The organism is Pseudonocardia acidicola (assembly GCF_012911935.1).
Classification (GTDB): domain Bacteria; phylum Actinomycetota; class Actinomycetes; order Mycobacteriales; family Pseudonocardiaceae; genus Pseudonocardia; species Pseudonocardia acidicola.
Map to the genome: position 1 here is coordinate 1 of NZ_JAAXLA010000095.1, position 25,537 is coordinate 25,537.

Consider the following 25,537-nt stretch of genomic DNA (forward strand, 5'->3'; position numbering starts at 1 on the left):
GGTGATCGGGGCGAGCACCGGGGTCAGGGTGATCGGGGCGAGCACCGGGGTCAGGGTGATCGGGGCGAGCACCGGGGTCAGGGTGATCGGGGCGAGCACCGGGGGCAGGGCGATCAGGGCGACCACCGGGGTCAGAGTGGTCAGGGTGACCACCGTGGTCAGAGTAGTCAGAGTGACCACCAGGGTCAGGGTGATCAGGGTGCGCACCAGGGTCAGGCAGACCGGGGCGATCACCGCACGCAAACCGATCACAACCGCACTCCCGACCAGAACCACCACGCCCACCAGGCCGGCCCGCACATCCAGTACGCCGACGCTGCTGATCACGGGAGTCCCGTCACGGGCGCACAAATCGCAGCCGGCTTGTCCTTCGGTGCCGGGTCCCACGACCAGCACAACGTCGGTCAGTCCGCTGGTGCCGGGCAGCCTGCCGGTCTCGGCCAGCCCGCGGCTGCTGGCCAGCCCGTCAACGCCTCCAACGGCCTGTACGCGACAGGCGGCTCGGCCGGTCTGTCGTACGGCGCGACCTCGCTGAGCCAGTCGGTGACGTTCTCCGCGGCGCCCGCGTCATCCACGACGGCCGCCGCGGCCACGGTGGCCACGACGGCCCAGCCGGTGGCCACGACGCCGGTGAACGTGACCCCGGTGAGTACAGCGAGCTACCACGTCACGTCGCAGCCGCTGACCAGCACCGTCCAGGAAGTGTCGACGGGAACCACGTCCGTGGCGCTCGCCAGCGATCGGACCACGAGCACGATCTCGCACAGCGGATCGGCCGCCGCCACGGCGTCGGACACGGCGGACGAGACCGGCACGTCCCGCTACACCGGCGGAAACGGCGCCGCCATGAGCGGGAACGGCCCCGCCCAGGGTGCCAACGGCATCGCCGGGGGCGACACGGCGGCGCACAACGGGACCGCGGCCGCCACCGCTACCACGACCGGCGCCACCCCGGCCACCGACGGGGCGGCCACCGGCGCAACCGGTCACGCGGCGTCGGTTGCCACCGCTGCCGGCACGTCCGCGCCGACCGCGGATCTCGGTTCGTCCTCGACCGGCGCCACCCACGCGAGCGACAACGTGAGCGCGTTGCTATCGAGCTCGTCCACCGGCACCGCTGCGACCGGCGTCACCGGCACGTCGACCGGCGCCGGTTCGACGGCGGCTCACACCCCGACCGCGAGCACGACGGCCCCGAGTGGGGTATCGGCGGCCACCGGCTCGACCGCTGCCACCGGCTCGACTGCTGCCACCGCGTCGACCGCCGGTACCACAGCGCACCACGTATCGACGGCCACGCCGGTGACCCCGGCAGCGACCGACACGTCCCACACCTCCTCGACAGCGGCCACCACCCCGCACGTCACGACGACCGACCCCACCGCCGCCGCGACCACGACCGATCACACCGGTCTCTCGGCCACGAGCAGCGGCCTGTCGAACGGGCTGGCCCCCGACACGACTGCGACCACGGACCACTCCACCCTCACCCACAGTCCCGCCGCGACCACCGAGCTGCACCACTGAGCCGAGGGTCGCCACGGGTGGGCCGGCCCGCACATCGGATTCCGATGTGCGGGCCGGTGCACCCCACCTCCCGCGTGGTCCCCAGAAAGGAGCGGATCGTGTCCGCTACAACCGATGTCGCCGGCAGGACAGTAAAGAACACCGACTTCACGGAGTCACCGGCCGAGCTGCTCGATGAGCTCCGGACGCTGACCGCCGCCGCAGGCCGAGCTGATCTGGACGCGCGCCTGTCGCTGGCCAGGGAACGGGTCTGCGATCCGCGCCTGCGCATCGTAGTGACCGGCGAATCGAGGAAGGGGATGAGCAGCCTCGTCGGTTCGATCGTCGGGGCGGACATGACGGCTGTGGCGCAGCCCGGGACGCCCGTCGTGGTCTGTTACGGCGAGACCGAGTCGACCCGGCTGGTCACGTCCCCGGGCTCCGGCGAGGTCACCGAGCTCGCGTTCCCGAGCGGCATCCTGGCCGACGGTGTGGTGTTCGTCGATATGCCGGGGACGTCCGGTGAGGACTCCGGCCGCGCCGCGTCCACCCTCGCGACATTGCCCACGGCCGACGCCGTGTTGTTCGTCTCCGACGCCGGTCGGGAGTACACCGCGCCGGAGATCGCCTACCTCTCCCAGATCCGCCGGATCTGCCCGATGGTGATCTGCGTGATCAACAAGATCGACGTCTACCCGCGGTGGGCCGACATCCAGAAGGCCAACCGCAAACACCTGAACGACGCCGGGCTCGACCTGCCGCTGCTGCCGGTCTCGTCCGCGATGCGCGAGCTCGCCACCCGGACCGGCGACGCCGAGCTCGATGTCGAATCGGGCGTCCCGCAGCTGCTGAACTTCCTGCGCGACACCGTGATCGCCGGTGCTGATGCCGTCGCCCGCAACGCGGTCGTCAACGACGTCCGGGTGGTCTCCGACCATGTCGCGCTGGCCCTGAACACCGAACTCGACGCGCTCAACGACCCGCGCCGCAGCGCCGAGTTGGTCGAACGCATGTGCACCGCCCGGGACGCCGCGGACCGGTTGCGGCAGCGAACGGCCAACTGGCAGTACACGCTCGGTGACGGCGTGACGGAATTGGTGGTCGATATCGAGCACGACCTGCGGCACCGGCTGCGCACCGTCGTCCGCGAGGCGGAGGCCGACATCATGAAGTCGGACCCGGCCAAGCGCTGGGCGGCGTTCGGCAGCTGGCTCGACGGCCGCATCTCCGAGTGCGTGTGCGACAACTTCGTCATGGCGCACACCCGCTCCATGGCGCTCGCCGACGAGGTCGCGGCTACGTTCGCCGAGGAAGGGCACGTGCCGCTGCCGGAGCTGCACATCGCCGACACCGGATCGGTACTCGATCCGGTGCAGTCGCTCGAGGCGCTGGAGAGCGGCAAGGCCGGGATCCTCCAGCGGGTCATAACGAGCATGCGCGGCTCCTACGGCGGCATCCTGATGGTCGGTGTGCTGACGAGCCTCGCCGGTCTCGCGCTGGTGAACCCGTGGTCGATCGGGGCCGGCGTCCTCCTCGGTGCCAACACGTTCTACGAGGACCGCAAGGCACTCAAAGCCCGGCGGCAGGCCGAGGCCAAGGTCGCGGTGGCCCGCCTGATGGACGACGTGGTCTTTCAGGTGAGCAAGGAGTCGAAGTTCCGGCTGCGTCAGGTGCAGCGCACCCTGCGCGACCACTTCACCGAGGTCGCGGGGGAGATGCTGCGGTCGGCCGACGAAGCACTGCGCGCGGCGCAGGAGGCGAACCAGATCCACGAGAACCGCCGTGCGGCTCGCATGGACGAGATTCAGGACAGCCTCAGCCGGCTGCGCCAGCTGCGTGTGCGGGCCGCCGGGTTCGCGACGGTGCCGGGCGCAACCCGATGACCGGCGTCGAGCAGGCCCGCGCGCTGATCCGCGCGACCCGCACCGAGCTCGGCGGCGATCCCCGGGTGGACGCCGAGCTTCGCGCCTGCGAGCAGCGCCTCGACGAACCGCTGCGCGTGGCACTCACGGGGGCTCTCAAGTCCGGGAAGTCGACGCTGCTCAACGCACTCGTCGGGGAGGAGATCGCGCCGACCGACGCCACGGAGTGCACCCGGGTCGTCACGTGGTTCAGCCGCGGCGCGGCACCGCGCATCGATCTCGTCCACGACGGCGGAGTGGTGACCTCACTGCCCGTGCTGCGCGCCGGCGGCCGGCTGTCGCTGGATCTCGGGGCGGTGACGGCCGACCGGGTCGGCCGCCTCGAGGTCCGGTGGCCATCGGCTCTGCTGGAGCGCTACACCCTCGTCGACACCCCCGGGACGTCGTCGAACTCCCGCGACGTGTCCGAGCGGACGCTCGCGTTCCTCGAGCCCGAGGACGGGCCGTGCGAGGCGGACGTGATCGTCTACCTCATGCGGAACCTGCACGACTCCGACGTGCAGTTTCTCCGCCGGCTGCGCGAGCACCGAGGCGCAGGCGCCGGGCCGCTGGGCGTGGTCGGCGTCCTGTCCCGCGCCGACGAGACCGACGGGGGCCGGGGCGCCTCCTTGGAGGCTGCCCACCGGGTCCGCGGGGAGCTCCGCGCGGCGCGTGAGCTGGACGGGCTGCACCAGGACTTCGTGCCGGTGTCGGGCCTGCTGGCGCTGCGCGGTCAGACGCTGCGGCAGAGCGAGTTCACCGCGCTGCGTGCGTTGGCCGGCGTGCCGGAGGACACCCTCGCCACGGCGATGATCTCCACTTCGCGCTTCACCCGGCCCGAGAGCGACCTGCCGGTTTCGGCGGCGCGCCGCGCGCAGCTGCTGGACACGTTCGGGGTGTTCGGCATCCGCGTCGCGGTGTCGGCGATCCGGTCGGGCGCCGCCGATGCGTCCGCACTGGCCGCCGAGCTGGTGCGCCGCAGCGGCCTCGACGAGCTCCGGCGGAGCCTGGATATCCGGTTCGGCCAGCGCAACGGGCAGCTCAAGACGCACGCGGCGCTGCGGTCACTGCGGCGGATCCTGCTGCGCCACCGCAGGCCGGGCACCGGTCGGCTGCTGCGCTCGACGGACCGGCTGCTCGCCGACAGGCACGCGTTCGTCGAGCTGCGCGTGCTGTCCGGGCTGCACGTGCTGGAGCTGCCGGAGCCGATCCGGGACACGCTGGAGCTCGTCCTCGGCGGCGCCGGTACCTCGGCGACGCAACGGCTCGGCCTGCCCCGGGATGCGCCGCCGGCTCAGGTGCGCGACACCGCACTGCGCGCCGTCCGGTTCTGGCGGGACCGGTTGGAGCATCCGGTGCTCGACGTCGTGACCGCGCAGGCCTACCGCGCTGCGGTCCGTAGCTGCGAGGCGGTCCTGGCGCACACCCCGGCTGCACCGAGGGCTGCTGCGTGGCCGGTCCCCGCGGCCCCGCTGGCCGCGGTCACCCCGATGGCCCGGTCGTGGTGATGCGCGGGAGAACCGCGACTCGCACGACCGAAAGTGCCGACTCGCGCGGGTGAAGATCTGCCGGTAGCGGGTGACGGCGGCGGCCCGGGCGTCGGCACGCAGGAGCGCGAGCGTCTCCCGGTAGCCGTCGATCCAGACCTGCCAGACGTCGCTGTCCGCGGTGAGCGCGAGCAGGCGCAGGGTGCGGGTCACGACGAGGTCGACGTGGGTCTGCAGCTCGCGGTTGCCGCTGGCCGATATGGCGATGGTGCTGAAGTCGGCACCGGCCGCCCCGGCGGCGGTTACGTTGCCGGAACTGAGGTTCTCGATGAACTCGTCGAGGTGTAGCCGCATCTGGTCCAGGTGCGAATCGGTGAGGTTGTGCACGCCCCACTCGAAGCCCGCGCAGGCCAGCACGGCCATCACGTCGACCAGCTCGAGCGCGCTGTTCTGCGTCACCCGGGTGACGTGCCGGGTGCGGTTGGGGGCGATGTCGATCAGGCCCTCGGCGGCCGGCTGCGCGATCGCCTCGACAGCCTGAGGTGTTTGTCCGCGCGCTGGAACCGGCGGAGGCGCAGCGTCTGGTCAAGATCACGAGGACGGCCAGGGACCGGGTGCGGCTGCGGCGTGCCGGAATCGTGCTCGCCTCGGTGCAGGGGCGCAGCGCGGCGGAAGCAGCCGCGATGTTCGCCGCCACGCCGCAGTACGCGCGGGAGGTGATCCACGCGTTCGACGAGAAGGGGTTCGCGGCGCTGGACCCACAATGGAGCGGGGGCCGGCCCCGTAGGTTCGGCCTCGCCGCCCGCGAGATCGTCTGCCGGGTGGCCAAGACCCCGCCGCAGCAACTGGGCCGCCGTTCACCACCTGGAGCCTGTCCAAGCTGGTGGAGCACCTGGGCGAGCATCACCGGATCCCCATCAGCACCGAGACGGTGCGCGCGATCCTGCGCGACCCCGGCATCCGCTGGCAGGAGTTCCTCGACTTCTGCCGCCGGCTGCGCCGCCGCTTCCCGGCCGGGCCGCTCTACCTGGTGTGCGACAACTACGGCTCCCACCACAAGGCCGAGGCCCAGGCGTGGTGCGCCGCCCACGACATCGAGCTGGTGTTCACCCCGACCAACGCGTGCTGGCTGAACTGGATCGAGTGCGAGTTCACCGCGCTGCGCCACGTCACCCTCGACGGCAGCGACTACCCCTCCCACTCCGCCCAGGAAGCCGCGATCGCCGGCTACATCCGCTGGGCCAACAAGCGCGCCAAACCCAAACGGCGCTTCGCCGTCGACTCCAAGATCCGCAGACCCGATTACCTACCCAACGTTGCCTGACGAAGCACTAGGTGCGCGAAGCCGCAAATAGGCGTCCGGGGTTCGCGGTCATCAGCTCTGCCGCCACGTCGGGCGTCACTCCATGACGCTCCAGGCGAGGCAAGAAAAACTTTGGGACGTAGCCGAATCCGTTCCCGCCATTGCAGGTCCACATGCTCTTGGCGGACACATCGTGGCTCAACAGTATTCGTGCGGAGTACCCGTCCCGAATTAGGCCGGCGACCGCGGCTGCGGTTTGGTCAGGGGCGGGAGACTGACCTTCCCCATGGTAATAGAACGGCATCCCGATCATGTCGAACTCGAGCCAGACGCCATGATCGGCAACGGCGCGCTGGTATTCCACGTCATGGCCAGACGGATCCATGTGGCACATGACGACTGCCGAAGGGGTAACTCCCTCCTCGCCCAGCACGATGTCGAGTACCTCGAAGGCTCGACGTTGCCAGCCCGGCAGGTGGATCATGAGCGGAACTCCGAGCTGGCGTTGGGCACGAGATGCAGCGCGCAGCCGGAGCTTCTCCGCGTCAGTGAAGTCAGGCGAGACCCCGATCTCCCCGATGACTCCGGGCGCAAGTCCCGTGTCGCCGACTCCGTCGGTGAATTCGGCCAGGAGTTCCTCGGTGAGCTGGTCGGCCCCGGCGGAGGCGGTCCTGCTGTCGTGAAATCCGTGGACATACCAGCCGGAGCCCATCACGACGTTGATTCCTGACCTGTCGGAGATCTCTCTGAGTGCTAGAGGGTCCCGCCCGATGTCTCCGTTTGTGCAATCGATGACTGTCCGTCCGCCTGCCTCACTGAAGTTCCCAAGTTCGGCGGCCGTGGCGAGCGGGTCGTCCTGGCACCCGTTGTCAAAGCAGCAAAACGGACGATCGGCAAGTAGCCAGTTCATCGACGGACCCACGGGGCTGCCATACAGCTTGCGTTCGGCGGCGCCCTCGGGCGGCATGAACCGCTTCGTGAAGTCGCTGATGAGGTGCTCGTGGGTCAAGGTCATACCAAGCTCGTCAACCGATACGGGGCCTCGAACCGTGTTCACCTGCACGGCCTGGTCGGCTACCGCTGAAGCCATCTGGGTTCTCCTTTGTGTCGGGATCGTGCCGGGCGCAGGCCCGGACTGGATGCCGCGCCATCGTCGATCCGGGGGAGCTTGTGCCGCACGTGTCGCTAACGCGTGGGCGGTGCGGCCGTTGTCCACTGCCGTACCGCGGCGGCCTGCGTCCGCCTGCCCGTGCCGGCAACCTCGAGGTCTCCGCCATGTGAACACCTGTAGAGAGGGCTACGCGCGGTTCGGCCGCCGGGGATCGCGAGCCCACAGTCGCGGCTGGCAACGCCGCGCTCTGTGCTCGTCAGACGCCCGCCGCCGGCGCTCGATCGGTTCAAGGCTGAGCTGTCGATCACGGCGTCTCCGGCGGTGATGGGGAGCTATGGGCTCGGCCATCTAACAGGATGGAAACGTTCTGAGTATTGCTGTGACGCAGCCTACGTCGCTATGGTCACTCGCAGCGCCCGACACTACGGAGGTAGATCTGTTGTCCAAGGAATAGAAACGATTCAGCCGCTCGCTTGTCGGGCGGCTTCGGGACGGGAACCACAGAAGGCGACAGGGCCTCGACCAGTCGCTCTAGACCGCGGTCGGCGAGCACTCGGCTGTTCAAGCCCGGGTCGCAGCGGAGATCGGCACGCGGACGGCGTCCGCCGTCTGGGTCAGACGGCGACATCTCATTCGGCGTGGGCCAGCACTCGCTGCCCTGGACTGAGAGGACGACCACATGGCTACCTCCCTCGGGAGCTTGCTCCCCTCGAAGGCGTCAAGTGCCAGGCCTTCGCGGAAAGGGCTCGGCGGCTCAGGCTTGCGCCTGCCCTTCCAAACGGGCGATCAATGTCTCGCCGGCGTGGTTCGTCGTCGTAGACGAGACCGTCTATGTGTCTCTCGAGCCGACCCTTGGTGATCCGGGACAGAGCACGACCCCTGACGCCCGCCACATGGAGGTCATCGACGCGGGTGGCCGGGTGTCCGCGGTGATCGACGAGGGGGACGAGATTTCCAACGTGCGTGTGGTTCAGCTTGAAGGGACAGCCAATCAGGTTGACGATCCGGAGCTCGTCGAGCAGCTCCTGGATCTGGTGGCTGAGAAGTAGTTCCACGTCGGTCACCCGCACCTCGAGTACTACTTCAGTGCGGGTGCGGTAGCGGCGCGGCGTTGGTACCGGATCATTCCTGAGCGCGTCGATGGTTGGGATATGCGTGAGCTGCCTCAGCCTCCGATCCAGGAACGCCTTCGCTTCCCTGACCACGTGGTGAACGGAAGCTGATTCCTTCATCGAGGCCGGCCTGCTCGGATCGAGAGACCGCCTCCATGGCCCCGACGACGGCAAGGGTGGGCCGCTGACCACCGGTTGAGCGGCTTACCACCATCCGCTTCATGACCACCGGAGGCGGCGCGGGCGGGGTGAGTCAACGAACACAGTCCTCGGCTTGGTCCGCGTTCGCCTCTGACCAGGCCCCCTACCTGTAGGCATACGATCAGGAGAGTTGACATGGGCGAATCGTCGCTGTGGCGCAACATCATTGTGAACGTCGATAGTTACAAGAACGCGCACTACGGGATGTACCCGGACGGCACCGAGTACGTCTCCAGCTACGTCGAATCACGTGGCGGCCGCTTCCCCGCGACACTGTTTGTCGGGCTCCAGGCCTTCCTGCGCGAGTACCTCACTCGGCAGATCACCCTCGACGACATCCACGAGGCCGAGGCCGTGCACCGGCCGATGGGCATCCCGTTCAACCGCCAGAACTGGATCGACCTGATCAACGACCACGACGGCTACCTCCCGATCGAGATCGAGGCGGTCCCGGAGGGCACCGTTCTCCCGACCGGCAACGTCCTCGTGCAGCTGATCAACACCGATCCGCGTTACCCATGGATCACCAGCTTCGTCGAGACCGCCCTGCTCCGGGCCGTCTGGTACCCGACCACGGTCGGAACCCTGAGCTGGATGGCTAAGCAGCTGATAAAGGGGTTCCTGGAGCGCACCTCCGATCACCCCGAGGCAATCCGCATGTACCTGCACGACTACGGCAATCGCGGGGTCAGCTCGCTGGAGTCGGCCGGGCTCGGCGGAATGGCGCACCTGGTCAACTTCGACCAAACCGACACGGTTCCCGCGTACGTCGCCGCCCGGCAGTGGTACAACGCGGCGGCCCCGAACGGCAGCGCCGTCTTCCAGGAGCATTCCACCGTGGCGGCCGCCGGCAGGGATGGCGAGGCGGACACGTTCCGCAGCCTTCTGAAGTTCCCCGGGGTCGTCGTGGCCGGCCTTCTGGTCGACACGTTCGACCACGACCGGGCGGTCAAGGAGATCCTCGGTAAGGAGCTGCACGACGAGATCAGCCAGTTCCAGGGTCTCGTCGCGGTGCGGTGCGACTCTGGCGATCCGATCAAGGTGCCGGTCGACACCGTCGAGTCGCTGATGGACAGCTTCGGGTACGAGACCAACGGCAAGGGGTTCAAGGTCCTGCCTCCGAACATCCGGGTGATCCAGGGCGACGGGCTCACCATCGACACCTACATCGCGATCTACACCGAACTGGAGGCGCGGGGCCTGGCGGCGGACAACGTGCTCTGCGGGATGGGTGGCGGCCTGCTGCAGCATGTCAACCGGGACACGCTCAACTTCGGGTTCAAGGCCAGCGCTATGCGCATCAACGGCGAGTGGCGAGAGACCGTGAAGGCCCCGACTGGCAGCGCGATGAAGCGGTCGAAGGGGGGCCGGCTCGCCCTCCGCTACACCGACGGCACGTACTCCACCGTCCCCCGCGACTCCATCCCGGCGGAGGAGAACCAGCTCGTGCCGGTCTTCCGTGACGGCAAGATGCTGCGCCAGTGGGACTTCACCGAGCTCATCGAGCGGAGCGAGCGGCCGACTCCGGAGAGCTACTACTCGGGCGTCGTACAGGGAGTCGCCGGCGTGCACTGAGGCCGGCCGCTGCGGGACCGACCCGTGCTCCCCTGGGTCGGTCCCGCCCCCGTGCGACCCAGCCTGCCCACCAGGTGCGCGGCCGACCGCTCGATCACGGTCCCGAGCGCCAGGGCGTGCTCGGGGATGGCCGGGCCGGTAGAGCTGCGAGCGACCTCGGACACCGGAGGACGAAAACCCGCGGATGGAGTTTTCGTGGTTGTGATGTTCTCGGTCAAGGAAGAAGCTACGATATTGGACCCTCTGATATGACCCTGAATACAGTTCGGCTGGCCGGAGCGGATGTTCCACCGATCGGCCAGGGCACCTGGCGTATGGGTGCGGACCGCCCGGCCGAGATCACCGCCTTGCGGACCGGTATCGATCTCGGAATGACCGTGATCGACACGGCCGAGCTCTACGCCGACGGGGCTGCAGAAGAGGTCGTCGGTCAGGCGGTGCGTGGCCGACGCGACGAGGTCTTTCTGGTCAGCAAGGTGCTCCCGCAGAATGCGACCACCGAGGGCACGGTCGCCGCATGCCATGCGAGTCTCAGGCGCCTGGAGACCGATCGGCTGGATCTCTACCTGCTGCACTGGCGCCGTGAGGTTCCCCTCGTGGAAACGGTGGCCGGGCTCGAGAAGCTGCGCGAGGAGGGTTCGATCCAGGCCTGGGGGGTCAGCAACTTCGACCTGCACGATCTGGAGGACTTGCCGGAGGGCGCCGTCCCCGCCTGCAATCAGATCCTCTACAACCTCACCCGTCGCGGTCCGGAGGCGAATCTGTTCCCCTGGTGTGAGCGCGTGGGCGCCGCGATCATGGCCTACTCGCCCATCGAGAAGGGCGCGTTGCTCGATCATCCCGACCTCCGCCGCGTGGCGACAGAGCGTGGAGCCACCTCGGCGCAGGTCGCGCTGGCCTGGTCGGTCCGTAGTGGGGGCGTCATCGCCGTTCCGAAGGCTGTCCGGCTTGCCCATGTCAAGGAGAACGCTGCAGCACTGGACCTCGAGCTCACCGACGAGGAACTCGAGGTCCTGGATCGCGCCTTCCCGGCGCCGGGTGTCGTCCCCCTCGAGACGTTGTCCTGATCCGGAAAGGTCTTCGTTTTCCCGCGGCCCGACGGTTCGGCGATTCGTTTCTGTCGAGTGACGCCTGACCCAATAACCCTTGTAGGCATCCCGCGGGCATCGTCCCGTGTGGCCTTCCCTGAAAAGAGAGCTCATGTCGCAGAGCCCAGGTGCCGACAAGTCGGACCATGGCCGACGTCTGCATGTCTTCGACATGGACGGCACCCTCCTTCGAGGTGCCGCAACGATCGAGTTAGCCCGACACTTCGGGAAGCTCACCGTCGGTCAGGACATCGAGTCTCGGTGGCTTGCTGGCTCCATCTCGGACCAGGCATTCTGGGAGATTTTGCTCGATATTTGCGCCGAGGCGACCGAGGCCGATCTCGACGCTGCGTTCGAGGGCGCCTGCTGGATGACAGGCGTCGTCGACGTGTTCACCGATATTCGGGCCCGAGGTGAGATCGCGATCGTCATCACGCAGTCCCCGGCCTTCTTCGCCCGCAGGCTGCAGCGTTGGGGCGCACATGAGACCTACGGCTCGGATGTCGAGGTCGGCCGGCCGCTGCCGGATGGGGCCACCCTGTTACCGGAGGCGAAGGTCAAGATCACTCAGGATGCTCTGACCCGGCATCACCTGACGGCGCAGGCGTGTGTCGCCTACGGCGACTCGTCGTCGGATCTCGACCTGTTCACCTGGCTGCCGCACGCCGTCGGGGTGAACCCGAGCCCGGCCATCGCCCAGCTAGCGTCGGCAAGCTACGTCGGCACCGACCTGAGAGAGGCATACTCGATCGGCCGTCGCCTGCTGTCGCCCACTTGCGTCGACACGACCTGGCGAGGATCACTCAGCCGGCCGTCTCCACACCCGGCAGAATCGTTTATGGTTGCCTGTGGAGAGCCAGAGGAAGGCAGAGTGGCTGATGAGTAACGCAGGCCCGCCGGCCGGCCCCGGCGTTCGATACTCACTGATCGAGGCCGCAGGCCATAGGGCAGGTGTTGGGCCGACAGGGGCCGGGTCGTGGGGGACCACGAACCCGAAAGTTGAGCCCGGCCCGGCCGCCCGGCGACACGGCAACCCGCCGGGGTCGGACATAATGATCAGTTGGGAAGCCTCGGGAGATCGCCACGGTCGAACCCGTCCCCCCTACACAAAGGGCCGATTCGTATGAGTGCGCGCACGTGACATGGTGCCGGGGGGCGTGGTCATGACGCGGTCCGACCGTGCGCGTAAGCGGCCCACCATGAAGGATGTCGCCCAGCATGCGGGTGTGTCGGTGAGCACGGTCAGCTACGTGCTCAACGACTCGGGTCCGGTCGCGCCCGAGCGGCGGAGTCGGGTGCTCGATGCGGTTCGGGTCCTGGAGTACACGCCGAACGAGTCCGCCCGCAACCTCAAGCTGCGCAGCACCTCGACGATCGGGATGGTGGTGCCGGAGCTGACCAATCCGTTCTTCGCGATGGTCGCCGAAGGCGTACAGAAGGTGGCGTCAGAGCGCAACGTACTCGTCGTGCTGGTCGTGCCCGATGCGACGCGACAGCCGGAGGAGAAGCAGGCGGAGCTCCTGCGGAGCCAGCGGATCGACGGCGTCGTCTACTTGTCGGGGACCGGGTCGATGCCGGCGTCGCTCTACCGGCTGGCCCGCTCAGGCCCCGTCGTGCTGGTCGATGAGCAGCTCTCCGGTATGGATCTGCCTGCGGTGGTCTGCGACTCCCGGAAGGGAGCTCGCGAGGTTGCCGCGCACGCCCTGGAGCAGGGGCACCGGCGGGTGGCCGTGATTGGCGGTCCACCGTCGCTCTGGACGTCCCAGCAGCGGCTCGCGGGCTACCGAGAGGCGTTTGCGGGAGCAGGACTCGACCCAGATTCGGTACCGGTCTTCCCCGGCGACTACCGACAGGCCACGGGCGAGAAACTTGCGGCGAAAGCGCTGGCGTCCCGCCCACGGCCGACGGTACTGCTCTGCACGAACGACCTCATGGCGATCGGCGCCATGGAGTACTGCAGACGAGTCGGTCTGCGGGTCCCCGAGGACGTGAGCATCGTCGGGTTCGACGATCTCCCCGTCTCCGCGCTGCTGACGCCCAGGCTGACCACCGTTCGCCAGCCCGCGCACGAGATGGGGTCCCGCGCGGCGTCGGCGCTGTTCGATCTACTCGAGAACGACGAGTCCGAAGCACTCGGTGTGCTGCCGGCGACCGTGCAGCTGCGCGAATCGGTGTGCCCTCCGAGGGAAGGCACATGACTGCCCGGGTGCTCGTCGTCGGCGCCGTCAATGTCGACGTCGTCGTCTCGACCGACGAACTTCCCGGGCCGGGACAGAGCCGTCGTCGGCGCCAGCACAGGGCGCTACGGCGGCGGCAAGGAAGCGAACGCGGCGGTCGCTGTTGCACGTGCCGGTGCGAGTTCCAGTGGCGGTCGAATCATAGCGCAATCGATAGAGAAGGATAGAGAATGCTATACGAGGTCCGAGAGTACGTCGCCACGCCCGGCCGCCTTGAGTCGCTCATCACGAGATTCAATGAGCACACATTCCGCCTGTTCGACAAACATCAGATGGACCTCGTTCAGATCGGCGTGACCTCGGTGGGCGATCACTCGTTCAACGAGGTCGTCTACACGCTCCGGTTCACAGATGTCGCAGACATGGAGCGCAAATGGGGCGAGTTCGTCCGTGACCCGGAGTGGATCGCCGTGTTTCGCGCGAGCGAGGCGGAGGGCCCATTGGTGCAGTCGATGAGGCGGCGATTGGTCGACGCGAGTTCGTTCGATGAGCGGGATAAGAACTGAGCAGCAGTGATGGGCGCGAGTTCCATGCGGTACGGATCCATCCAGTCGGCGACTCGACCCGGGTTTCGGTTGACAAGCTGACCGACGACGACCTGCCCTGGGGTGATGTCGAGGTCGACGTCTCCTACTCGGATCTCAATTTCAAGGATGGAAAGGTGATGGAGGCGGGCTCGCCCATCCCGCAGCACCTTCCCATCGTTCCCGGTATCGACTTCGTGGGAACGGTGACCCATTCTTCGAGTCCACTGTTCGCGGTCGGCGATGAGGTGGTGGCGAATGGCTTCGGTCTCGGGACCGATCGTGACGGGGGGCTGACGCAGCGGACACGCGTTCCGGGGGCCTTCTTGCTGGCACTACCTTCGCGGCTCGATCAGCGGCGCGCCGCCGCGATCGGGACTGCGGGGTACACCGCCGGGCTGGCCGTTGAGGCGATCCTCGAGGCTGGTGTGAGGCCCTCGAACGGGCCGCTTCTGGTCACCGGCGCGGGTGGTGGCGTCGGAACGATCGCCATCGCCGTGCTGGCACAGGCCGGCTTCGATGTCGTGGCGTCAACCGGACGGGCAGACCAGCTGCGGGATTCGCTGCTCCGGCTGGGGGCGCGCGAGATCATCGGCCGACTGCCGGCCGAGGCCGGCGACGGGTTGGCGACTCCCACTTGGAGCGCGGTGGTCGACTCCGTCGGCAGTACGACCCTCGCCTCGGCTCTGGCCGCCACCCGCTACGGAGGCGTGGTCGCCGCGGTCGGTCTCGCACAAGGGATCGATCTCCCTTCGACGGTGCTGCCGTTCATCCTGCGAGGGGTCTCGTTGCTCGGTATCGACTCCGTCTACGCCTCCGAGTACCGACGGCGGCGAGCATGGGACCGGGTGGCGAACGTGGACCACGAGCTGCTCGACTCGATCACTTCGGTCGTGGGGCTCGAGGACGCGGCGAGCGTGTCGCAGGATGTCGTGGCAGGCCGGGTACACGGGCGTGTCGTCGTCGATGTCCACAAGTGAGCGACAAGGCGTCGCACGAGGGCAACTCGCGGCGTACAAGTACCCCCGGCGGATCTACATCGTCGACGACGTCCCAAGACCGCGACCGGCAAGATCAAGCGCGGCGCCCTGCGCTCCGTGGAAGCCTCGACCGATGCATCGGTCAGCCCGTAGCAGAACTGGGCGAAGTCACCCGCGATGAGTCATGAGCCTCGGTCGGGTGATCCCGGCCCCGGATGGGCGTTCGGGACTGCACCAAAGAAGTAAGAATACCGCGAAAGGGAGTACATAGAATGACGCAGCATCTCGGAAACGTGTTCCGCTACCAGCTCCAGCCTGAAGGGTACGAATCACTAGAGGACGCCAGCATCACGGTACCGACCGGTACTTACCATATCGGCACTGTCGATGGGGCGGAGATCGGCGTGTGGGAGGCGGAGCCAGGACTCATTAGGGGCGTGACCGACGACGAGGTCTTCGTGGTCCTGGAAGGACGTGCCGAGGTCACGTTCGACGACACAAAGGAAACGATCCAGATCGGACCCGGCGACGTCGTCCGCCTCAATAAGGGCCAGCGCAATACTTGGCGGACCATCGAGCGGCTTCGGAAGGTGTCCATCTGGTCGGAGTCGGGCTCATGACGTGGTTATCCCGCTGCGAGCGCCCGCCGGCGCCCCTGGCCTGGTCGGCCCCGATGCGAGAGGCGGACAGCGGATGCCCCGGCGAGTGATCCTGGACGTCGATACCGGCAACGACGACGCAGTCGCGCTCACGATGGCCGCCATGCACCCGGATGTCGAACTGGTCGGGTGCACGACGGTGGTCGGGAACCTGACGCGGGATCAAGCCACCGACAACACGCTGCGTGTCCTACACGCGATCGGCAAGAGCGAGGTCGAGGTTCACGCCGGCCTGGCCCGCCGCTTCGCACCGAGTCCTTACCCGTCCGCACCCAACCCGGCGGAAGGAATGTTCCACCAGGACACGCTGCCAGTCGGGGTGGCGGGGCTCACACCGCACAGCTGGCGTGGCGTGGAATGGCTGGTCGAAACGTTGCGCCGCGCGACTCATCCGATCACCCTGATCCAGGTCGCCCCTCTGACCAACCTCGCAGCCGCGTTGACGGTGGCACCCGACGTCCTCGACTCGGTCGAAGAGGTCATCGTCATGGGCGGCGCATGGAAGAAGTCCGGAAACCGGACACCAGCAGCGGAGTTCAACATCTACGCCGACCCCGTGGCGGCCGATGTCGTCTTTAGAGCCGGCATCGAGCGCCTCACCGTCGTGCCTCTCGACGCTACGCACGAGGTGCTCGTGAGTCGTGACGACCTGCGGCGCTACCGAGAGCTTGAGACCAGCGCCGGTCACGTCGTCTCGGCTGTCACGGAGTACTACATCGACAGCTACTACGCAACCGATCCTCATGGTATAGGGGCTCTTCTTTCTGCCCCTCTCCACGACGCGCTCTGCGTTGCTTACGCTATTGAACCGGCCGTTCTCGAGCTGACGGAGGTCACCGTCGACGTCGAAACGGTGAGCCCCCAGAATTACGGTCGGACAACCATTGATTACCTGCACGGGAGCAGCGGAACGGTGGGTAACGCACGTTTCGCTGTTCATGCCGACAGTGAGCGATTTCACCGGATTCTCGACGACTGCCTGAAACGGTAAGCCCTAATTATTGCGCCATGAGCAGGCGGAGGACGAGTCATCGATCCATACGTGCGGACTCGCGCTGACCGAGTGTGGCGCCTAGCTCGGCTAGGAACGACAAAGTCGGTGTGATCGAGTCAAGGTCTGGGTGTCATGCGGCGAAGCGGGCCTGCTGGGTGAAGTGGTCGAGGGCGTGCCGGTAGTTGCGGGCGGCGGCGCGCAGGGCGCTGGGTGCGGGTGGGTCGGGGTCGGTGAACTGGGCCGGCCCGGGCTCGGGGAGGCGGGTGTGGATGTCGGTGATCAGTGTGGCGTGGGCCGGTCCGGTGTCGGTGACCCGGTAGCGGTGGCTGCCGGGGGCCCGCGCGATGAGGCCGTGGGCGCGGAGTCGGCGCAGGTCGTAGCTGACCTGCCCGGCCGATGGCCCGGTGGGGGCGAGGCCGAGCAGCTCGCGCAGGTCGGGGTTGCGGAACCCGCGTGGGAGCAGCCGGAACACCAGCAGCACTTGCAGCAGCGCCTGCGCGCGGTGATCACCCAGGCGTAGTCCGGCGACGCGGTGCCCGTCGCGGGTGAGGTTCGGCTGGTGGACGGCGGTGAAGGCCTCGGCGGCGCGGATCGGGTTATGGCTGAGTCGTTGGACGCCGAGCTGGCGCCGGTGGGCGGAGAGGCCGATCTCCCGCATCGCAGATCGCCTGCGCCGCCTCCGCGTCGGCGCAGGTGGCGAAGCCGTTGTTCAGGACGGTGAACCCCAGGCCCGCCTTCGCCGCCTGGCGTTTAGCCCACTCGTGCCCGTTGAGACACAGCTTTGCGTTGTAGGGGAAGTAGGAGCAGAACTTGACAAAGAACGTTCCGAAGTCTGCGTCGACGGCGTAGACGTAGAAGTGGTTGACCCGCCCCAGTCGTCTTGACGATCCACGGATAGGCGCCGGCGAAGCCGCCCGTTCCGTCGGCGTGCACCGTGCGCCTCGCCGTCACCCGCGCCACCGAACACGGACGCGAGGCCGAGAAGGGGGACCTACGACCGGCCACCGTCGGCTGATCCCGCTGTCGGGCAACGAGCCGCGCCGCCTCCTCGCCGCGCTCGTCCTCGCCCCGCAAGCCTGCATCGACCACGTCATGCACCGGTCGACCTGGCGACGCGAACGCCAGCAGCAGGCCCGCGACTGCCATTACCGGCGCCGCGGCGAACGACCACCGGACTGATCAAACCGCTGTTGCGGTAGTAGGTGCTGGTCGAGCGGCTCAACCTTCCCGAGCGCGAACCCGAAGACACAGCCCGCGGTCCGCAGCTCGTCGTGCGCGGAACGACAGCACCGCCTCCCGACCCAGCGGGCTGGGTCCGACATCGCGCTCGGCGGTTGTGCGCGTCGGCAATGGTGGCCGGGCTGTGGCACACCAAGGTGGTTGAGGCCGCGTCGAGGCACGGCTTGATCGGGGCGACCGCCTCGTCCGGGTCGCTGTCATCGAGGTTCGTCTCTCCCGCGCGGGCGCCACTCCCGGACGAAGGGTTTGCCCGTGCCCGTTGCTTGACCTGCCAGCGCGAGGTGACCTACGATACCAGAATCGTTTCCAATCTATGCCTGGTCGACGAAGGCCGTACACCCGCTTCATGGCCGACTGAGTGCAGGTTTTCGGCGGTGGAAGGGAGGTAGAGGTGAAGTCGGATCGTTTCTTCGCCCCGCTGGCGAGTGGATCGCGCCGTTGAGCTCGGCCCCCTGGACGTGCTCGCCCCGTCGACCGCGAAGCCGATCGGGACGGTCGCACTCGGCGACAACTGCGGACGTCGATCGCACGGTCTCCTTCGCCCTCCGACCTCGCTCCGCACCGGGCGCTGCCGGAGTTCGTCGGGTGGTCGCACTACGCCGTCCTGTGGACCTCGATACCGTCCTGAGCGGCACGCCTGCAGGCCTCGGTGAGATGGGTAGGAGGCAGCGCGACGTGACGCAGTCTGACCGCAGGCGCAAGCGGCCGACTATGAAGGACGTGGCCGAGCACGCCCGGGTGTCGGCGAGCACGGTGTCCTATGTGCTCGCCGACTCCGGACCGGTCACGCTGGAGCGGCGCAACCGGGTGCTGGACGCGGTCCAGGTGCTGGAGTACTCGCCCAACGGGTCCGCGCGTCCTGGACGGGGCGAGCTGTGCCCACTGAAGAATCGAGTCCATCCAACCCTCTCGGCCGTCGCGTGGCTGGTGGGTGGCTCGGCGGCTGGGGTCACCAGCCTGTGCTGGTCGCGGGCAGGTCCGACAGCACCGCGCGACGGGCGGTCGCCGGGTCACCCGAAAGGCTGTCCGGTATCGCGGCGTTCCGGAATCGCCCCAGGTCAGCTAGGTTCGGCCGGAGTGGAAACGTTACGATCGTATTACTCCGGTTGCGACCCCTAGCTTCGACGGGCTCGGTGAGCCAGGCTCTCCGGGGTGTGAACGGGGCGTCCGATCTGAGCGACGCTCACGGCCGGCCGGTGCGAAACCGGCCCGAAAACGCGCACGAAGTCCACCAGTAGAAACGACTCTCACGAAGGCGGATCGATGGGCTATCTCGACAACCTGATCATCGACACGGACAACTACAAGCACTGCCACTACCCGCTGTACCCGAAGGGCACGGAGTACGTGTCCAGCTACATCGAGTCCCGCGGCGGGCTGTTCCCGGTGACGCAGTTCGTCGGTCTGCAGGTCTACCTGCGCGAGAAGCTGATGAAGCCGATCACGCTCGAGGACATCGACGAGGCCGAGTTCGTGGTCCGCGAGCAGGGCATGCACTTCAATCGCGAGAACTGGCTGGGCATCCTCAACGACCACGGCGGCTACCTGCCCGTGGAGATCGAGGCGGTGCCGGAGGGTACGGTCCTCCCGGCCCGCAACGTGCTCGTCCAGGTGATCAACACGGACCCGAAGTACTACTGGGCCACCAGCTTCTTCGAGACCGCGCTGCTGCGCGCCGTGTGGTACCCGACCACGATCGGCACCGTCAGCTGGCTGTCCAAGATGGTCGTCAAGGAGGCGCTGGAGCGCACGGCCGACAGCACGGCCGGGCTGCGCAACATGCTGCACGACTACGGCGCCCGTGGCGTCAGCTCGCAGCAGTCGGCGGCGCTGGGCGGCCTGGCGCACCTGGTCAACTTCGACCAGTCCGACACGGTGCCGGGCATCCTTGCCGCGAAGCGCTTCTACAACGCCGGCAAGGTCTCCAACTCCGGCCCGAACTCCGAGCACGCCGGGTTCTGCGCCTGGGGCCGCGAGCACGAGGTCGACGCCCTGCGCAACATGCTGGACGTCTACGCTCCCGAGGGCTGCGCGCTGCTGCTCACCGACACCTACGACCACGAGAACTGCGTCAAGAACATCATCGGCGGCGAGCTCAAGGAGCAGATCCAGAACTTCCCCGGCCTCGTCGGCATCCGGCCCGACTCGGGCGACATCGTCCAGGTCACCGCCGACACCACCGGCTGGCTGATGGACAGCTTCGGCTACACCGTGAACTCCAAGGGCTTCAAGGTGCTGCCCCCGTTCGTCCGGGTGGTGCAGGGCGACGGGGTGAACTTCCACTCGCTGCCGCAGGTCTACATGGAGCTCGAGCGCCGCGGGTTCTCCGCCGAGAACGCCGTGTTCGGCATGGGTGGCGGTCTGCTGCAGCACTGGAACCGCGACACGATGAACTTCGGCCAGAAGGCGTCCGCGGTCTGTGTGGACGGCGAGTGGCGCGACATCGCCAAGTCGCCGACGGGCGCCTCGTTCAAGGTGTCGAAGAAGGGCCGGCTGGCGCTCAAGCACGAGAACGGCGTCTACACGACGGTGCCGAAGGGCTCCATCCCCGAGTCCGAGAACGTGCTGCAGCCGGTGTTCCGCAACGGCAAGCTGCTCAAGAAGTGGGACTTCACCGAGCTGATCGCGAACAGCGAGAAGGAGGTCCCCGAGTCCTACTACATCGACCACGTCGGTCAGATGCGCACCGTCTCCTCGGAGATGGCCGTCTCGGCCTGACGTCGTCCACCCGGCGCCCCTGCCCCCACCTTCCCGGGCGGGGGCGCCGGGACCCCACGCGAACGAAAGAGGTTGACCCGATGGATGACCCGACCGTGCTGGTCAGTACTGTGCGCGGCCCGGTTCCGGTGGACGCCCTCGGGATGACGCTCACCCACGAGCACCTGCTCAGCGACTGGTCCGGCAGGCCCCGTGCCGAGCCCGAGGACCCGGCCGAGCGCGCGCTGTTCCACGCCGAGGTGAGCCCGTCGATGCAGTGGGTGCTCCGCGAGGACCCCCGCTGCTGTCGGGACAACGCCACCCAGGACGACCCGGACGCCACGGTCGCGGAGCTGGCGAACTTCGTCGAGGCGGGCGGGCGGACCGTCGTCGACTGCACCAACGGCGACGTCGGCCGGGACCCCCTGGCGCTGCGGGACATCGCGGAGCGGACCGGGCTCAACGTGATCATGGGCTCTGGCTGGTACGTGCACATCTTCCACTCCGCCCGCCGCGCAGAAACCACAGTGGACGACCTGGTGGCGGAGATCCTCGCCGAGTTCGCGGACGGTGTCGGGGACACGGGCATCCGGCCCGGGATCATCGGCGAGATCGGGGTCTCCCCGCAGTTCACCGAGGCCGAACGGACGCACCTGCGTGCGTCCGCCCGCGCGCAGCGCGAGCTCGGCGTCCCGCTGTTCGTCCACCTGCCGGGCTGGCAGCGGCGCGCCCACGAGGTCCTCGACATCGTCCTCGACGAGGAGGGGGTCCGGCCCGAGGCCGTCGTGCTGTGCCACATGGACCCCTCCGGCGAGGACCGGGACTACCAGCGGGCCGTCGCCGAGCGCGGCGTCTGGCTGGAGTTCGACATGATCGGCATGCCCTTCTTCTACGCGGGCGAGGGGCAGTGCCCGGCGCCGCACCAGACCGCGGACGCCGTCGCCGCGCTCGTCGCCGCGGGCTACGCCGAGCGCCTGCTACTGAGCCACGACATGGCCACGAAGGCGATGTGGACCCGCAACGGCGGCAACGGCTACGGCTACGTGCCCCGCTTCTTCCTGCCCCGGCTGGAACGCCACGGCGTCCCGGGCGAGGTGACCGCGAGCCTGCTCACCGCCAACCCCCGGCGCCTGTTCACGGCGGCCCGCGGCGCGCACGCCGACCACTGACCTCTCGGAACGAGAGCCTGTACACCTGTGAGGAGAACTGTGAGTCAGCTTCTGGGAAACGCCTTCTCAGCCGAGCTCGACTGGAAGCCGAAGACGCCGACATTCCGCACCGGCGCCCGCTACCTGGACGGCCTGACCGCTGACACTGCCGTGGACGTCTGGGGAGCCGAGGTCGGGGAGTACGAGGGCGTCACAGCCGACGAGATCTTCGTGGTGCTCGAGGGTAAGGCGGAGGTCACCTTCCACCGCACCGGAGAGACGATCGTGATCGGGCCGGGGGACGTCGTCCGCCTGTTCGCCGGGGACACGGACACTTGGCGGACGATCGAGACCATCCGCAAGGTGTCGTTCTACGTCCCCCCGGTCAAGTCCGGATCCTGACCCGTACCCCGCACCTGACGGCGTCACGACGGGCCGACAGAGAAGGAAAGAGATAGCGAGTGGACATCACGACCGCCGGCGCTGTACCCCTCGACCGGCCGGACGAGTTCTACATCGGCGGCCGATGGGTCGCCCCGACGTCCTCGGACACGATCGACGTCGTCGACTCCGTCACCGAGCAGGTGTACTTCAGCGTCGCGGAGGCGCGGAACGCCGACATCGCCGCCGCGGTCGGTGCGGCACGGGCGGCGTTCGACGACGGCCCCTGGCCGCGCATGACGCACGGGCAGCGCGCCGAGTACCTCCGGGCGATCAGCTCCGCGGTCGAGGACCGCGTCGAGGACGTCGCGCAGATCTGGCCGCGAGAGTCGGGAATCCTCGCCGGCGCGGCACGCGCGGCGATGGGGGAGGTCACGGGCGCGTACTCCTACTACGCCGAGCTCGCGGCGTCGTTCCCCTTCGAGGAGCCCGCCACCCCGTCCGGCGGTGGCGGATACGGGACGATCGTGCGGGAGCCGGTCGGCGTCGTGGGCGCGATCATCCCGTGGAACGTGCCGATGACGCTGATCGCCTACAAGCTCGCCCCCGCCCTGCTGGCCGGCTGCACCGTGGTCCTCAAGGCCTCCCCCGAGGCGCCGGGCGCAGCGCTGATCATGGCCGAGATCGCTGAGCAAGTCGGGCTGCCCGCGGGCGTGCTGAATGTGGTCACCGCCGATCGTGAGGTCTCCGAGACCCTCGTCCGAGACCCTCGGGTGGACAAGATCACGTTCACCGGATCGACCGCCGCGGGCAAGGCCATCGCCGGCATCATGACCGAGCGGGTCGGCCGTTTCACGCTCGAGCTCGGCGGCAAGTCTGCGGCAGTGGTCCTGGACGATGCGGACATCGCCGAGGCCGCCCGCGTCCTGGCCGGGGCGGAGTGTTTCCTCACCGGCCAGATCTGCGGCTCCCTGACCCGGATCATCGTGCCCCGCCATCGGCATGACGAGATGGTGGAGGGTCTCGCCGAAGTGTTCTCGCAGGTGACGGTCGGGGACCCCTTCGATCCGGCCGTGCAGATGGGTCCGCTTGCCACAGAACGGCAGCGGGAACGAGTCGAGGGTTACGTCGACATCGGGCTCAGCGAGGGAGCGACCCTCGCTGCCGGAGGTGGACGACCGGCCGGCCTCGACCGCGGATGGTTCGTCCAACCGACCGTCTTCGGGAACGTGGACAACTCGTGGCGGATCGCGCAGGAGGAGATCTTCGGTCCCGTGCTGACGGTGATTCCTGCGAAGGACGAGCAGGATGCCATCCGCATCGCCAACGACTCCATCTACGGCCTCAACGCCTCGGTGTTCACCCGAGACGTGGACAAGGCGCTAGCGGTCGGCCGGCAGCTCCGGGCGGGCACCGTCGGCCACAACGACAACCGCGCAGACTTCGGCATCGGCTTCGGCGGGTTCAAACAGTCCGGCATCGGCCGTGAAGGCGGCGTCGCAGGGCTGCTGCCCTACCTGGAGAACAAGACGATGGTCCTCGAGGAGAAGCCGGGTGGCAGCGCGTAGCGCACCCGCAGAGTCCTCGTCCCACCCCCTCCCACGCTTGATCGGAAGCCCCATGAACGACGTCTTCGTCCGCTTCAGCAGACCACAGGACACCACCGCCCTCGCCAGCACCCGTGACGCCGGGTGGGCGGCACCATGACCGGCACCACGGCCGTCCGGCGGGCGGGGGCCTGGATCGCCGGGCAGCCGGTGTCCGGTTCCGGGACGTTGCCGGTCCGGGACCCCTGGACGGACGAGCTCGTGGCCGAGGTCGCCCTCGCCGACCCCGAGCACGTGGAGCAGGCGCTGCAACTGGCCCACGAGGCGGCCGGCAGCCTGCTCGCGGTTCCCGCCCACCGACGCGCAGACGCTCTCCGACAGGCGGCCACGGGTCTGGTCGAGCGCATGGACGAGGTCGCCGCCACGATCACCAGGGAGAGCGGCAAGCCGATCACATGGTCGCGAGCCGAGGTGCAGCGCGCCGCCCTGACCTTCCGGTGGGGGGCGGAGGAGGCGGTGCGGTGGTCGGGTGAGCTCCAGCGACTGGACAGCGAGCCGGGCGGAGACGGACGCCTGGCCCTGCAGCGCCGGTTCCCCCGGGGTCCGGTCCTGGGCATCACACCCTTCAACTTCCCGGTGAACCTGGCCGCCCACAAGATCGCGCCCGCCCTGGCGGTGGGCGCGCCCATCGTGCTCAAACCCGCGCCGAAGACGCCGCTCAGCGCCCTGTTGCTGGGCGAGATCCTGACCGACTGCGGGCTACCGGCGGGCGCGTTCTCGGTGCTCACGGTGGACGACGAGGTCGCTGCCGGTCTCGTCGCCGACCCGCGGATGCCCGTGGTGTCCTTCACCGGGTCCGGACCGGTCGGCTGGGCCATCCGAAACGCGGTGCCCCGCAAGCACGTCACTCTGGAGCTCGGCGGCAACGCCGGGGTGCTGATCTGTCCGGACTGGAGTTCGGATGCCGACCTGCGGCAGGCGGCCCGGCGGATCGCGACCGGCGCAAACGCCCAGGGCGGCCAGTCCTGCATCTCGGTGCAGCGCGTCCTCGTCGACAGGACTGTGTACGAACGGTTCCTGCCCGTGCTGGTGGACGAGGTCGAGCAGCTCGTCGTGGGTGACCCCTGGTCGCCGGCGACCACCGTCGGGCCGTTGATCAACCGAGCAGCTGCACAGCGGATCGGGGAGTGGGTCACCGCAGCCGTCGCGGGCGGGGCCCGGGTTCTGACCGGCGGGAAGGTCACCGACGCGCTGGTCTCTCCCACCGTGCTCGTCGACGCCCCGGCCGACGCGCAGGTCTGCCAGGACGAGGCCTTCGGTCCGGTGCTGACCGTCGCGGCGGTGGACGGCGTCGACGAGGGCCTGCGGGCGCTCGACGACTCGCGCTTCGGCCTGCAGGCCGGGATCTTCACCCACGACATCCAGACGGCGTTCCGCGCACATCGGGAGCTGGAGGTCGGAGGCGTCATCGTCGGCGACATCCCAACCTTCCGGGCCGAGCAGATGCCGTACGGAGGGGTCAAGGAGTCCGGCATCGGACGCGAAGGAGTGCGGGCCGCGATGGAGGACTACACCGAATCGCGGCTGCTCGTGCTCTCGGGAGTGAGCTTATGAGGCGGCCACCGGCCGACGCGTGACCCGCTCGGGCGGGTGTCGTCAGCCCGCAGCAAGAATCGTTTATAGTAAATTCCGAGCCGAGAGGAGGGCATGTGCCCGACAACCTGAGCACACCCCCGCTGCGCGTCCTGGTCGCGGGTGAGTCGTGGATCAAGCACACGATCCACATGAAGGGTTTCGACCAGTTCCACTCCACCGAGTACGAGGAGGGGGCTGGTGTCTTCCTGGAC

The 25,537-nt window shown here is 68.3% G+C and carries 23 protein-coding genes and 2 pseudogenes; 21 read left to right on the plus strand and 4 right to left on the minus strand.

Annotated elements, in window-relative coordinates:
• The coding region (locus tag HF526_RS30930) for a hypothetical protein (protein WP_211178063.1) at positions 1–327 on the minus strand (327 nt) is incomplete at its 3' end.
• A gap of 36 nt (positions 328–363) precedes the next feature.
• On the opposite strand from HF526_RS30930, the gene HF526_RS30935 reads away from it, so the two are divergent.
• From HF526_RS30935 to HF526_RS30945, 3 genes are all read left to right on the plus strand, one after another.
• The gene (locus HF526_RS30935; protein WP_169385197.1) at positions 364–1,527 is read left to right on the plus strand and encodes a serine-rich family protein; all 1,164 of its coding nucleotides are present in this window, start codon (positions 364–366) and stop codon (positions 1,525–1,527) included.
• A 98-nt stretch (positions 1,528–1,625) separates the two neighbouring features.
• Positions 1,626–3,389 (plus strand): P-loop NTPase family protein, encoded by a 1,764-nt coding sequence (locus tag HF526_RS30940; protein ID WP_211178064.1) that lies wholly within the window; start codon positions 1,626–1,628, stop codon positions 3,387–3,389.
• On the plus strand, positions 3,386–4,915 hold the full coding sequence (locus HF526_RS30945; protein WP_169385198.1) for a dynamin family protein: 1,530 nt from the start codon (positions 3,386–3,388) through the stop codon (positions 4,913–4,915). Before HF526_RS30940 ends, HF526_RS30945 begins: the two co-directional genes overlap by 4 nt.
• A gap of 114 nt (positions 4,916–5,029) precedes the next feature.
• On the opposite strand, the pseudogene HF526_RS37575 reads toward HF526_RS30945, so the two are convergent.
• Positions 5,030–5,317 (minus strand): annotated as a pseudogene (locus HF526_RS37575) (FCD domain-containing protein); the annotation flags it as partial.
• Positions 5,318–5,577: 260 nt separating this feature from the next.
• On the opposite strand from HF526_RS37575, the pseudogene HF526_RS35920 reads away from it, so the two are divergent.
• Together HF526_RS35920 and HF526_RS35925 are read left to right on the plus strand one after the other, a co-directional pair.
• Positions 5,578–5,622, plus strand: a pseudogene (locus tag HF526_RS35920) (hypothetical protein); the annotation flags it as partial.
• Between the two features lie 155 nt (positions 5,623–5,777).
• Positions 5,778–6,218: a transposase gene (locus HF526_RS35925; protein WP_338051880.1), complete on the plus strand. Its 441-nt coding sequence runs from the start codon at positions 5,778–5,780 to the stop codon at positions 6,216–6,218.
• A 7-nt stretch (positions 6,219–6,225) separates the two neighbouring features.
• Here the strand turns inward: HF526_RS35925 and HF526_RS30960 are convergent, their stop codons facing one another.
• Positions 6,226–7,287 carry a phosphotriesterase family protein gene (locus HF526_RS30960; protein ID WP_169385199.1) on the minus strand — a complete coding sequence of 354 codons (1,062 nt, stop codon included), beginning with the start codon at positions 7,285–7,287 and terminating at the stop codon, positions 6,226–6,228.
• A 914-nt stretch (positions 7,288–8,201) separates the two neighbouring features.
• Between HF526_RS30960 and HF526_RS34840 the strand changes: the two genes are divergently transcribed.
• The 9 genes from HF526_RS34840 (at position 8,202) to HF526_RS31010 (ending at position 16,675) form a co-directional block, all read left to right on the plus strand.
• Positions 8,202–8,357, plus strand: coding sequence for a hypothetical protein (locus HF526_RS34840; protein ID WP_211178066.1), 156 nt, complete (start codon positions 8,202–8,204; stop codon positions 8,355–8,357).
• Positions 8,358–8,756: 399 nt separating this feature from the next.
• Positions 8,757–10,196, plus strand: a complete 1,440-nt coding sequence (locus tag HF526_RS30970) for a nicotinate phosphoribosyltransferase (RefSeq protein ID WP_169385200.1) — start codon at positions 8,757–8,759, stop codon at positions 10,194–10,196.
• A 248-nt stretch (positions 10,197–10,444) separates the two neighbouring features.
• Positions 10,445–11,263, plus strand: a complete 819-nt coding sequence (locus HF526_RS30975) for an aldo/keto reductase (RefSeq protein ID WP_169385211.1) — start codon at positions 10,445–10,447, stop codon at positions 11,261–11,263.
• Between the two features lie 133 nt (positions 11,264–11,396).
• A complete protein-coding gene (locus HF526_RS30980) occupies positions 11,397–12,170 on the plus strand; it encodes an HAD family hydrolase (protein WP_239029366.1) in 774 nt (257 codons plus the stop codon).
• 313 nt (positions 12,171–12,483) lie between these two features.
• The gene (locus HF526_RS30985; RefSeq protein ID WP_239029367.1) at positions 12,484–13,482 is read left to right on the plus strand and encodes a LacI family DNA-binding transcriptional regulator; all 999 of its coding nucleotides are present in this window, start codon (positions 12,484–12,486) and stop codon (positions 13,480–13,482) included.
• Between the two features lie 209 nt (positions 13,483–13,691).
• Positions 13,692–14,027 (plus strand): NIPSNAP family protein, encoded by a 336-nt coding sequence (locus HF526_RS30995; RefSeq protein WP_169385202.1) that lies wholly within the window; start codon positions 13,692–13,694, stop codon positions 14,025–14,027.
• A 35-nt stretch (positions 14,028–14,062) separates the two neighbouring features.
• Positions 14,063–15,025 carry an acrylyl-CoA reductase family protein gene (locus tag HF526_RS31000; RefSeq protein WP_169385213.1) on the plus strand — a complete coding sequence of 321 codons (963 nt, stop codon included), beginning with the start codon at positions 14,063–14,065 and terminating at the stop codon, positions 15,023–15,025.
• Positions 15,026–15,297: 272 nt separating this feature from the next.
• Positions 15,298–15,645, plus strand: a complete 348-nt coding sequence (locus tag HF526_RS31005; RefSeq protein ID WP_169385203.1) for a cupin domain-containing protein — start codon at positions 15,298–15,300, stop codon at positions 15,643–15,645.
• Positions 15,646–15,730: 85 nt separating this feature from the next.
• Positions 15,731–16,675: a nucleoside hydrolase gene (locus HF526_RS31010; RefSeq protein ID WP_169385204.1), complete on the plus strand. Its 945-nt coding sequence runs from the start codon at positions 15,731–15,733 to the stop codon at positions 16,673–16,675.
• A 133-nt stretch (positions 16,676–16,808) separates the two neighbouring features.
• On the opposite strand, the gene HF526_RS31015 is transcribed toward HF526_RS31010, so the two are convergent.
• Positions 16,809–17,336: a hypothetical protein gene (locus HF526_RS31015; protein WP_169385205.1), complete on the minus strand. Its 528-nt coding sequence runs from the start codon at positions 17,334–17,336 to the stop codon at positions 16,809–16,811.
• Positions 17,337–18,628: 1,292 nt separating this feature from the next.
• Between HF526_RS31015 and HF526_RS35930 the strand changes: the two genes are divergently transcribed.
• The 7 genes from HF526_RS35930 to HF526_RS36630 all read left to right on the plus strand — a co-directional run.
• Entirely contained in the window at positions 18,629–19,036 is a 408-nt protein-coding gene (locus tag HF526_RS35930) for a LacI family DNA-binding transcriptional regulator (RefSeq protein WP_239029368.1), read from the plus strand.
• A 144-nt stretch (positions 19,037–19,180) separates the two neighbouring features.
• Complete coding sequence (locus HF526_RS31025; protein ID WP_169385206.1) at positions 19,181–20,635, plus strand: nicotinate phosphoribosyltransferase; 1,455 nt, start codon at positions 19,181–19,183, stop codon at positions 20,633–20,635.
• 80 nt (positions 20,636–20,715) lie between these two features.
• Positions 20,716–21,783: a phosphotriesterase family protein gene (locus HF526_RS31030; protein ID WP_169385207.1), complete on the plus strand. Its 1,068-nt coding sequence runs from the start codon at positions 20,716–20,718 to the stop codon at positions 21,781–21,783.
• A gap of 39 nt (positions 21,784–21,822) precedes the next feature.
• Positions 21,823–22,164, plus strand: a complete 342-nt coding sequence (locus HF526_RS31035; RefSeq protein ID WP_169385208.1) for a cupin domain-containing protein — start codon at positions 21,823–21,825, stop codon at positions 22,162–22,164.
• Positions 22,165–22,223: 59 nt separating this feature from the next.
• Positions 22,224–23,711, plus strand: a complete 1,488-nt coding sequence (locus HF526_RS31040; protein WP_169385209.1) for an aldehyde dehydrogenase family protein — start codon at positions 22,224–22,226, stop codon at positions 23,709–23,711.
• A 135-nt stretch (positions 23,712–23,846) separates the two neighbouring features.
• Positions 23,847–25,304: an aldehyde dehydrogenase family protein gene (locus HF526_RS31045; protein WP_211178068.1), complete on the plus strand. Its 1,458-nt coding sequence runs from the start codon at positions 23,847–23,849 to the stop codon at positions 25,302–25,304.
• A 95-nt stretch (positions 25,305–25,399) separates the two neighbouring features.
• A partial coding sequence (locus HF526_RS36630; RefSeq protein ID WP_338051881.1) for a glutamine amidotransferase occupies positions 25,400–25,537 on the plus strand: 138 nt, incomplete at its 3' end.